The organism is Spirochaetota bacterium, assembly GCA_026414805.1.
In the GTDB taxonomy this organism is placed as follows: domain Bacteria; phylum Spirochaetota; class UBA4802; order UBA4802; family UB4802; genus UBA4802.
The window spans coordinates 39,721-50,441 of record JAOAIH010000015.1; the positions used below are offsets into that span (position 1 = coordinate 39,721).

The window sequence follows — 10,721 nt, forward strand, 5'->3', positions numbered from 1 at the left end:
TATTACACCTGTTTACAATCCTTATTCATAACGATATGACCATACTTAAAAAGGTGAAAAAAATGTCAAGAATACTTTCTGGCATACAACCGTCTGGAACGCTTCATATTGGCAACTACTTTGCCATGATGAAACCCATGATAGAACTGCAGTATTCTAATGACCTTTTTTGCTTTATTGTAAATTATCACGCATTAACAAGCATTCACAATCCAAAAGAGTTAGCTGAAAATACCATTAATGCTGCCATGGATTTTATTGCACTTGGGCTTGACCCGGATAAGGCTCATTTCTGGGTGCAATCTGATATACCGGAAGTGACCGAACTGGCATGGATACTGTCATGCCATACTTCATTAGGACTTCTTGAGCGAAGCCACAGCTACAAAGATAAAATTGCAAAGGGCATTGTGCCAAATACAGGCCTTTTTACATATCCTGTACTTATGGCTGCCGACATACTTCTTTTCAATGCTGAAATTATTCCTGTTGGCAAAGATCAGAAACAGCATCTTGAAATAACACGTGATATTGCCGAACGATTTAACCAGATGTATGGAGATATTTTTGTGCTACCAGAGCCAATGATATCCGAAGATATTGCAGTTATCCCTGGCATCGATGGACAAAAGATGTCAAAAAGCTATAATAACACGATTAATATTTTTGAAGATGAAACAACATTGAAGAAAAAAGTAATGCGTATAGTTACAGACTCAACTCCAGTTGAAGCACCAAAGAATCCTGATACATGTAACCTGTTTGCACTCTACAAATTGTTTGCTCACCCTGAACAAACCGAAAAGCTGAAAGAACGATACCTCAAAGGTGGTATTGGCTATGGTGAAGTTAAAAAAGAATTATTTGGCATGATTTGGGAATATTTTGCTCCATTCAGGGATAAGCGAAAACAGTTGCAAAACAACAAAGGTGATATTGCAAACATTTTAAAAAAGGGTGCAGAAAAAACACGCCCCATTGCTCAGGAAACTCTTAAGCGAGTTAAAAAGGCAGTGGGGCTGGATTATTTACAATAACTATTGCTTCTTAATGACGACAAATTTGTGAATTCCACCACGCTTTACCAAAAGCAGCAGCGTTTCTTTCTTTTCGTATTGTTTTAGCAATTCATTATACTTATCCACATTTTCTACAGGTGTATTTTCAATCTCTTTGATGATATCACCTACCATCATCCCTGCTTCATACGCTGGACTTTGTTCCTTAATTTCCAAAACAATAACCCCGGTGGTATCAGTAATTCTGAATTTATATGCATTCTCCTCAGTAATATCCCCTACCCGCATGCCTATTGTATCTATGTCTTCTGCCTTCTCTTCTGTTATTTGAGCCTGTGCAGGAAGTTCAGCAATCAATACATCAAGTTCTAACTCTTTCCCTGCTCTATAAATTTTAACTTTTGCATTGCTGCCAGGCTTTAATCCTGCCACATACCTTCGTAATTGATTAATATCAGAAACTTCTGCACCATTGACTGAAATTATAATATCCCCAATCTCAATCTTTGCCTTTTTAGCTGGCGAATCTTTCATTATATCAGCAACCAGAACACCTTTACGACCCTCAAATTTGAAATTCTTAGCTATCTCGGGAGTAATATTCTGAATATATACACCAAGCCACCCTCGCGTTACCTTCCCTTTAAGGATTAGTTCATCAACAACCTGTTTTACCATATTTGATGGTATTGCAAAACCAATTCCCATATATCCACCATTGCGTGAAAAGATGGCAGTATTAATACCAATAAGCTTGCCATTGATATTTATCAAGGCACCACCGGAATTGCCTGGATTTATAGCAGCATCAGTTTGAATGAAATATTCATAATCAGCAAGTCCAAACCCTTCCCTCCCAGTGGCACTAATAATACCCATGGTCACGGTATGTCCAAATCCAAATGGATTGCCTATTGCTATTGCTATCTCACCAACTTTTAACTTATCAGAATCAGCCATTTCTGCAACCGGTAAATCCTGCGGTACATCACCAGTAATTTTAATGACTGCAATATCAGTTGCAGGGTCAGAGCCAACAAGCTCACAGGGGAATGTCCGCTTATCAAATAAAGTAATTGTAATAGATTTGGTATTTTTCACTACGTGATTATTGGTTACAATGTATCCACGTTTATCAATAATGACACCCGATCCAACTGCTTTGGCTTCCCTTGGCACTGGAAACGGCATTGGCATTCGCTTACTATCCCTTGGAGTACCAGTCTTTTTTTCTGCAGATATACTCACCACAGTAGGGATAGCACTATTGGTCACTTTTACCAGCTGTTCATTGAATTTTGTCAGATCATTAGTTACTGACAAATCCTGCGTTTTTTTGGCAGGTTTTGCATCAACAAAAGTACCTGCACATAGTAAAATTGCAACAGTGGTAGTCACAAACGATTGTAATTTCATATAATCATCCTGTTTATTGAAAATTACTGTATCAATATTCTACATTTTAAATTACGAGTGTAATCTATATTCTTACACTCATAGTAAATTCTACTTTGTTGTGTATATTGTTGTTGTGTATATTGTTTTGTTACAATATTTGCGATAATTGTCAAGAATAAAGATATATTTATTCCAGAATCCACTATATTCTTGACATAATAAAATTAAAATATTGTTATCAAAAGCTATGAAACATTCATATTTATTATCGCTGATTAGCTTTATACTGTTCCTGCAATCATTACTCTCTTGTTCCCGTCAACAACACTATTCATTATCAAAAATAGCTATGGGAACTATCGTCACTATTAGTGTGGATAGCGATTCATTAGAAAAAGCACGTACTGCAATCGACCATGCCTTTACGATAATTTCCAGCTTAGAGGAACTAATGAGTCCCTACAAACCACAGAGTGATGTTGCCCGCATCAATAATAATACAGAAACTATTATTAATAATGATACTTTCAATGTTATCAGCCAATCATTAGAGATATCGCACGCTACTGGTGGATTGTTTGATATAACATTTGCATCAGTGGGGAAATTATGGCAATTGCAATCAGCCTCATTTACACCACCTGATGCTATCGCTATCAAAAAATTTTTACATTGTGTTGGTTATAAATCTATTCGCCTTGATGCTTATACTCACAAAGTAATTAAACTAAAACCGTGTGTTACAATTGGACTGGGTGGAATAGCAAAGGGATATGCAATTGCTCAAGCTTCCATAGCTTTAAGAAAAAATGGCATTCGTGAAGGCATAGTTGAAGCAGGTGGTGACCTTGAAGTAATTGGCAACAATTATGGATATGGTTACACTATTGGCATTAAACATCCACGCAACGAAGGCATCATCGGCACTGTGAAATTATATAACGGTCAGGCAATTGCCACTAGCGGCGACTATGAACGGTATGCAATATACAAAGGCACGCGCTACCATCACATTTTTAATCCTAAAACTGGATATCCTGCACAAAGTGACATTATTTCAGTTTCAGTTATTTCCAATAATGCTACTATCTGCGATGGATATGCAACTGCATTATTTATCATGGGTTCAAAGCAAGCTATGTTGTTTTGCAAAAAAAATCCCCGCCTTGCATTACAATGCATCATAATTGATAAAGATTTAAATATTCATGTATCACAAAGTTTAATTAAAAAAGTCACTTTCCCTCACTATTCCATACAATCATTTTAATAATTTTTAATTATTTATGCACTATTTTTTATAGATGAATGTTTTTCATGTGTATATAATTTTAACATTGGTTTTAAGGTATTGTATATTATCTGCAAATTGTCATTTTTATCAGTATTCCTAACAAACATATATCATACTATGGTTTGTATACAGTAAATCTGATATCACAATATATTGATTAGCAAAATAATAATGTAATATTTAAAAAATTACACTAATAGGAGATAATCATGCCACACAAAATTGCACTTTATCCCGGAGATGGAATTGGCCCGGAAGTTGTTGCCGAAGCAGTCAAAGTTATTGATGCATGCAACGTTGACGTGGAATACACCACATTCAACTGGAATACAACCATGTACAGTAAAACAGGAAAATGTGCACCTGATAATTATCTGGAACTTCTTGCATCATTTGATGCAATACTATTAGGAGCATTAGGTAACACCAAGAATGCTCCCGATCATATTGCTGTAGAACCTCTGCTAACTATACGGAAATCATTTGACCAGTATGTAAATATACGACCCGCAATATTATATCCAGGTGTTGATACACCTTTAAAAAATAAAAAACCCTATGACATAGATATGATAGTAATTAGAGAAAATACCGAAGGTGAATATACATCGTTGGGAGGCAGACATTACGTTGGCACCCCAGATGAAGTTGCAATGCAAATAAATTATTTCTCGCGTAAAGGTACCGAACGAATCATCCGGTATGCCTTTGAAACAGCGCGTAGCCGCACACGTAAACATCTTACCAGCATCACCAAATCAAATGCTCTTAAATATAGCATGGTATTTTGGGATACAGTATTTTATGAAGTTGCCAGAGAATATCCTGACGTAACAACATCATCAATGCTTGTTGATGCAGCAGCCATGAATATGGTACGCAGTCCTGAGCAGTTTGATGTAGTCGTTGCTTCCAATCTTTTTGGTGATATTCTCACTGATATTGCAGCTATAGTTGTTGGAGGCATGGGATTTGGAGCAAGCGGCAATATAAATCCTACACGCAAATATCCATCTATGTTTGAACCAGTTCACGGTTCAGCACCAGATATTGCTGGAAAAGGTGTTGCAAATCCAATAGCCGCAATACTCAGCGCTGCTCTTATGCTTGAATTTCTGGGTGAATATGATGCAGCCAAAAAAATCCGCATCGCAGTTACTGAACACTTAAAAGATGGAAATGTTAAGACACCTGATCGTGGTGGAAATGCTACTACTTCGGATGTGGGCTCTGATATAGCACAACGTATACAATGAAAATGCTTGAATATTTTTTGATGGATACTGTATACTACCATCAGAGTTTTTACCTTAATTTTTTATGAGGATATCACATGAATTTGGCTGAATACACTATACCATCCACAAAAATAAACGATTACTATATACAAGTTTCTGATGGGATTGAATTATATGTTATAGATTTTATACCTAAAAAAGATTCTATATCTAAGCCCATAATTTTTTTTGTTGCTGGATGGATATCGCATATCACAGGTTGGAAAGATGTGTTGCGAACGTTAACAGATGAATACAGAGTTTTGTACATTGAAACCCGCGAAAAAACATCATCAAAAATCCCTGACGGTAAAACATATAAAGATTTCTCATTCAACGTTATGCGAATGGTCCTTGACCTTCATGAAGTAATTCAAAAAATTATTCCAAAAAACAGAACTTTTGTAATGGCAGGGAGTTCACTGGGCTCATCAGTAATACTTGAATATCTGGCAATGAATACACGTAAGCCTGAATGTGCACTTTTGATTGGCCCACTTCCCGAATTCAGATTTCCCCCGGTTCTTGGTGATATTGTTCCACGGCTGCCTGCATCGTGGTATAATGTACTTAAAGAAGTGGTTAAATGGTATTTACGTAATTTTCGTTTAGATGCCCAAAAAGAGAAAGAGCAGCTAGCAAAATACACTAATACAATAAATGCCGCTGATCCTTATAAGCTAAAACCTAATGCTCTTGCTCTTAAAAACTATAATCTCTGGGACAAGCTTCCGTTTGTATCCACACCATGCTACATCTTTGGAGCAAAAACGGATACGCTCCATGCAACTGAAGACATAAAACGATTATTGCACAATCTTATGTTGGCTGAATATATAGAATGTGAAAGCAATAAAGAAACACACAGCCATATAGTTGCACTACATTTTAAGAATATTCTAACAAAAAAGCTGTATTCAAAAATAAAACCCAAAAAGCAGTAACTTTGCTTGATTTTTTCATGTATTCCTTTTATATTGAATACAACATATTGTAAAGGATGCACTATGTCATTATGTAAAGTTGAGATAGTTACTATTGTATTAGACGAAGAAAGCAATACACCAATTGTAGTGCTTCAGGATAATGAAACAGGCAATATCTTGCCAATCATGATTGCCCCTCTTGAAGCAAGCCTTATAGCTATAGAACTTGAAGGTAAAAAACCTGTACGTCCACTTACCCATGACTTGATAATAACAATGCTTAAAACTTTTCAGTATACATTAACTTCTGTAATCATTGATGATCTCAAGGATAATATTTATTTTGCTAAACTCAATTTAATTGCACCCGATAATTCTGAAATCATTATAGACTGTCGCCCAAGTGATGCTATGGCGATAGCTCTAAGGGCAAATGTTCCAATATATGTCAAAAAGAAAGTATTTGCGATAGCTCAAGGATTAGACAATCTTTCACAAATAGATAAAGAAACCATGAAAGAAGTCCTTGAAGATATTGACATAGACGATGTAGGTGGAAAAATAATGTAACATTTCAATCATGTGGAGGGCTTATGAATTCTGAGAAGAATATTGCAGCACTTCATAATATTATTCGTGATCTTACCGAAATAGAATCCCGATTAAACGAATACATTGATACTACCATGTGGATAAGTGATCCACATGGTGCTGGGGATAGGTTTGTTTCAATCTTAAAAGGCCGTTTTGGACTTGTGTGGCGAATATGTTATGAAGCGTTACCTAAAACATTCTCAAAAGAGAAAATTGATTATTTAGGAAGAATAATCCGTAAAGAACGCTACTTTGAAGATGAAGTATATCGGCTTGACCGACAAGATATCATATCTTCACTTGTGCGAATTGTCCAATATCGTGTCCAAAATGTACGTGATTTTGATGAGATTAGAAATAATATAAATAAAGATTTAAAACATGTACTAGAAAATCTTATTTTAAATTATCCAGTTCCCAATATGGTTTATGAAAATGAATTAATAGCAGATAAGATAATAAGCTCATTGTGTAAAATTGTAAAACAGGTTATTCTTGGACATCTTATAGTATTGGGTGATGTCTTTGATAGAGGTGATGAACCAGATAAAATTATACGAATTTTGAATCAGAAAGATATTAAGCGTTACCTTACATTTATATGGGGCAATCATGATATTTTATGGATGGGCGCTGCTGCTGGCAATAAATCTCTTATAGCAGAAGCCTTACGCATAAGTACCCGATATGACAACCTTGCATTTCTTAACAGATTGGGAATTGATATTACAAAATTAAAAGAATTTGCTTTAAAAACATACACTGGCGAAATATCAGGAAATTTTAAAGCAAAGATGGACATATCACGAAGGATGGAAAAAGCTTTGGCAATTATTCAGTTCAAACTTGAAGAACAGACAATTAGAGAAAATCCTGAATTTAATATGGAATCAAGATTATGGCTTCATAAACTTGCAGAAATGTTGAAAAATAACGATACTTCCGGTTTAACAGATACACACTTCCCAACTATTGACCTTAATAATCCCACCGTATTATCCCCAGAAGAGGAAGATGTGATTAATGATCTTGCATATCAATTTACAACAAGCTCCAAAGTTCGCTATCTAATGGAATTTTTATATGAGCATGGCAAATTATACCACATTCACAATTATATACTCAACATTCATGCATTGATACCAAGCACAGCTGATGGCCAATTTGAAGAATTTTTAGGTTACAAAGGTAAAGCATTACTTGATTATTTGCAACATAGAATTAAAACAATTGGCAAAAACTATCTTGAAGGTAGGCCACAAGATCCCAAAGACCTTGCTCTGATGTTTTATCTATGGTGTGGATCAAAATCGCCATTCTTTGGTAAAAATGCAATGAAAACTTTTGAGCGCTATTTTCTTGTGGACAAGACTGCACATAAAGAAAAGTTATTATACTGGGGCGAAAATTTACTTAAAAAAGAATTTATGGATAGAATCATGGAAGAGTTTGGCGTTGAGAGAATAGTGTACGGTCACACACCAGTAGACATTCGCAAAGGTGAGAAAATTGCATCTCCTGATGGAAGAGCTATTAACATTGATGGAGGATTTTCAGATGCATACCTTAACAGGGGGCATGCTTTAATCCAAACACCATATTCATTGTATGCAATAATCCTACCTACTCCTGAAGAAACTATTCAAGCACGGCAGAAAAAAGAACCGGTCAATTTAATGGTAGAAGTAATTGATAACTTTGAAATACCCCTACGAGTAAAAGATACTTATACAGGTAAAATATTAATTCAAAAAAGAAATGAACTTTACGAAAAACTGCTGCAATATACTGACTATAATTCAAATCAAGAAAATAGCAAAAATCTGAATTATTCAATGGTATGATTAAAAAAAATGGGCAGTTTAAACTGCCCATTTTTTTTATCTGTTATTATTTTTAAGTTTACTTCCTTGCAACTTTCAATCTAGCTTTTAGCTTTTTCAATTCAATATCAATGTTTAGCCGTTCTGCAAAAGTTTCAGGCTTTGGCAATGCAGCAATTTCTTTTATCTTTGATTCAATCTGCTCTGGCTTCAACTCCTGTTTGCTAATTGCTTCCTGGGCTAGAATGATAAGATAATTATTCTTGATTTCTACAAATCCACCATCAACATAAAAATATTCAGTGCTATCTCCCGATCGCAATCGTATCTCACCGGTACCCAGTTCAGAAATAAGAGGAGCATGATTATACAGAAAGCCCATCTCACCATCATATGCCTGTACAACAGCAAAATCAACCTGCCCTTCATATATCTGTCGTTCTGGTGTCAATACACTGCAATTTAATTTCATTGCCATAGTGCTATCCTCTACAATTTATTAATTACCAGCAAGCTTTTTGGCCTTTTCAACTGCTTCTTCTATTGTACCAACCATATAGAAAGCCTGTTCTGGCAAATGGTCATATTCACCATTTACCAAGCCTTTGAAGCTTCGGATAGTATCTTCCAACTTGACATATTTGCCAGGCATACCTGTAAATTGCTCTGCAACAAAGAATGGCTGTGAAAGAAATCGCTCAATCTTACGTGCACGCTGTACAAGAAGTTTATCCTCTTCTGACAACTCATCCATACCTAAAATCGCGATGATATCCTGTAAATCTTTATATCGCTGCAGTATTCGTTTTACTTCCATGGCAACGTTGTAATGTTCTTCACCAACTATCTCTGGAGCTAATATACGAGAAGAAGACTCAAGAGGATCAACTGCTGGATAAATTCCCTTTTCTGCTATCTGACGAGAAAGAACTGTACTAGCATCAAGGTGAATAAATGCTGTTGCAGGTGCTGGGTCAGTTAAGTCGTCAGCAGGAACATAAATAGCCTGAACTGAGGTAATTGAACCACGTTTTGTTGACGTAATACGTTCCTGAAGCTCACCCATTTCTGTTGCCAAAGTTGGCTGATAACCTACTGCAGAAGGCATACGACCTAACAATGCAGATACTTCCGAACCTGCTTGTGAAAATCTGAATATATTATCAATAAAGAGAAGAACATCTCGCCCTGATAAGTCACGGAAATATTCACACATTGTTAATGCACTCAATGCAACACGAAGGCGTGCTCCTGGTGGCTCGTTCATCTGCCCGTAAACTAGACATGCTTTATTAATAACACCCGACTGTTTCATTTCAAGCCAGAGGTCATTACCTTCACGGGTTCTTTCGCCAACACCGGCAAATACTGAATAACCACCATGCTGCATAGCAACGTTATTGATAAGTTCCATAATAACAACGGTTTTGCCAACACCAGCCCCACCAAATAAACCAGTCTTTCCACCTTTGATATAGGGTTCAATGAGGTCAATAACCTTAATTCCTGTTTCAAATATTTCAGCTTTTGGCTCCAATTGATCAAACTTTGGAGGTTCCTGATGTATAGATCTTCTTTCTTTAACTGTTATAGGTGCACCTTTATCAATTACTTCTCCTAAAAGATTAAAAACTCTACCTAAAGTTTCTTCTCCTACTGGTACAGTAATAGGTGAACCGGTATCTATAATAGGAGTGCCTCTTCTTACACCGTCAGTGGAACCCAACGCTACCGCACGTACCCTGTTACCACCTAAATGCTGAGCAACCTCACATACAAGGGTTTTCTTTTCACCCATAACTTCAACTTCAAGTTTTAATGCATTATAGATTGCTGGTAACTTGCCTTCAGGGAACTCAGCATCCAGTGTCGATCCTATAACTTGTACAACTTTACCTATATTCTCAGCCATATTTAACTCCTTAATTCATGAATAATTAGTATTATATCATTTACCCTTTATTCAAGGGCTGCAGCACCACCAACAATTTCAGAGATTTCTTTTGTTATCTTGGCCTGACGCGCTCGGTTATATGTTATAGTTAAATCTCTTACCATTTCTTTAGCTGCATCTGTTGCATTCTTCATTGCCACTCTACGCGCAAAGTGTTCTGAAAAACCTGATTCCAGAACCGCCATATAAATTTTAGCTTTAATATACAAAGGCAACAATGTTGAAAATATTCTGTAAGGATTTGGTTCAAAGATATATTCTACATGAAACTCTTCAGCAGTTTCCTTCATTACTATCCCTTCAGGCTTAAAAGGAAGTAATCTTATTATTGTTGCCTTTTGTGTTGAACGTGTCATAATCTTTGTATATGAAACATACACTTCATCCACTTCACCTGTGATAAACATATTAACCACTTCATCACCCAATCTGGCAG

At 36.1% G+C, this 10,721-nt stretch carries 10 protein-coding genes; 6 read left to right on the forward strand and 4 right to left on the reverse strand.

Annotation, left to right across the window (positions count from 1 at the left end; all coding sequences use genetic code 11):
* The first annotated feature begins 62 nt into the window (after window positions 1-62).
* Window positions 63-1,037 (forward strand): tryptophan--tRNA ligase, encoded by a 975-nt coding sequence (gene trpS, locus N3F66_04815; protein MCX8123468.1) that lies wholly within the window; start codon window positions 63-65, stop codon window positions 1,035-1,037.
* On the opposite strand, the gene N3F66_04820 is transcribed toward trpS, so the two are convergent.
* Entirely contained in the window at window positions 1,038-2,435 is a 1,398-nt protein-coding gene (locus tag N3F66_04820) for a Do family serine endopeptidase (protein ID MCX8123469.1), read from the reverse strand.
* Between the two features lie 229 nt (window positions 2,436-2,664).
* On the opposite strand from N3F66_04820, the gene N3F66_04825 reads away from it, so the two are divergent.
* The 5 genes from N3F66_04825 (at window position 2,665) to N3F66_04845 (ending at window position 8,352) form a co-directional block, all read left to right on the forward strand.
* A complete protein-coding gene (locus N3F66_04825) occupies window positions 2,665-3,687 on the forward strand; it encodes an FAD:protein FMN transferase (protein MCX8123470.1) in 1,023 nt (340 codons plus the stop codon).
* 230 nt (window positions 3,688-3,917) lie between these two features.
* On the forward strand, window positions 3,918-4,967 hold the full coding sequence (locus tag N3F66_04830) for a 3-isopropylmalate dehydrogenase (protein MCX8123471.1): 1,050 nt from the start codon (window positions 3,918-3,920) through the stop codon (window positions 4,965-4,967).
* A 77-nt stretch (window positions 4,968-5,044) separates the two neighbouring features.
* A complete protein-coding gene (locus N3F66_04835; protein MCX8123472.1) occupies window positions 5,045-5,932 on the forward strand; it encodes an alpha/beta hydrolase in 888 nt (295 codons plus the stop codon).
* A gap of 63 nt (window positions 5,933-5,995) precedes the next feature.
* Window positions 5,996-6,484: a bifunctional nuclease family protein gene (locus N3F66_04840; protein ID MCX8123473.1), complete on the forward strand. Its 489-nt coding sequence runs from the start codon at window positions 5,996-5,998 to the stop codon at window positions 6,482-6,484.
* Between the two features lie 23 nt (window positions 6,485-6,507).
* Window positions 6,508-8,352 carry a fructose-1,6-bisphosphatase gene (locus N3F66_04845; protein ID MCX8123474.1) on the forward strand — a complete coding sequence of 615 codons (1,845 nt, stop codon included), beginning with the start codon at window positions 6,508-6,510 and terminating at the stop codon, window positions 8,350-8,352.
* Between the two features lie 58 nt (window positions 8,353-8,410).
* On the opposite strand, the gene atpC is transcribed toward N3F66_04845, so the two are convergent.
* From atpC to N3F66_04860, 3 genes are all read right to left on the reverse strand, one after another.
* Window positions 8,411-8,809, reverse strand: coding sequence for an ATP synthase F1 subunit epsilon (atpC, locus tag N3F66_04850; GenBank protein ID MCX8123475.1), 399 nt, complete (start codon window positions 8,807-8,809; stop codon window positions 8,411-8,413).
* Between the two features lie 21 nt (window positions 8,810-8,830).
* Window positions 8,831-10,243 (reverse strand): F0F1 ATP synthase subunit beta, encoded by a 1,413-nt coding sequence (gene atpD, locus N3F66_04855; GenBank protein MCX8123476.1) that lies wholly within the window; start codon window positions 10,241-10,243, stop codon window positions 8,831-8,833.
* A gap of 47 nt (window positions 10,244-10,290) precedes the next feature.
* Window positions 10,291-10,721: F0F1 ATP synthase subunit gamma (locus N3F66_04860; protein MCX8123477.1), on the reverse strand; the 431-nt coding region annotated here is incomplete at its 5' end.

Bases quoted from the DNA above. Each gene is read 5' to 3' on its own strand.
- trpS (MCX8123468.1), top strand. From the start codon at position 63: ATGTCAAGAATACTTTCTGGCATACAACCGTCTGGAACGCTTCATATT.
- N3F66_04820 (MCX8123469.1), bottom strand. From the start codon at position 2,435: ATGAAATTACAATCGTTTGTGACTACCACTGTTGCAATTTTACTATGT.
- N3F66_04825 (MCX8123470.1), top strand. From the start codon at position 2,665: ATGAAACATTCATATTTATTATCGCTGATTAGCTTTATACTGTTCCTG.
- N3F66_04835 (MCX8123472.1), top strand. From the start codon at position 5,045: ATGAATTTGGCTGAATACACTATACCATCCACAAAAATAAACGATTAC.
- N3F66_04840 (MCX8123473.1), top strand. From the start codon at position 5,996: ATGTCATTATGTAAAGTTGAGATAGTTACTATTGTATTAGACGAAGAA.
- N3F66_04845 (MCX8123474.1), top strand. From the start codon at position 6,508: ATGAATTCTGAGAAGAATATTGCAGCACTTCATAATATTATTCGTGAT.
- atpC (MCX8123475.1), bottom strand. From the start codon at position 8,809: ATGGCAATGAAATTAAATTGCAGTGTATTGACACCAGAACGACAGATA.
- atpD (MCX8123476.1), bottom strand. From the start codon at position 10,243: ATGGCTGAGAATATAGGTAAAGTTGTACAAGTTATAGGATCGACACTG.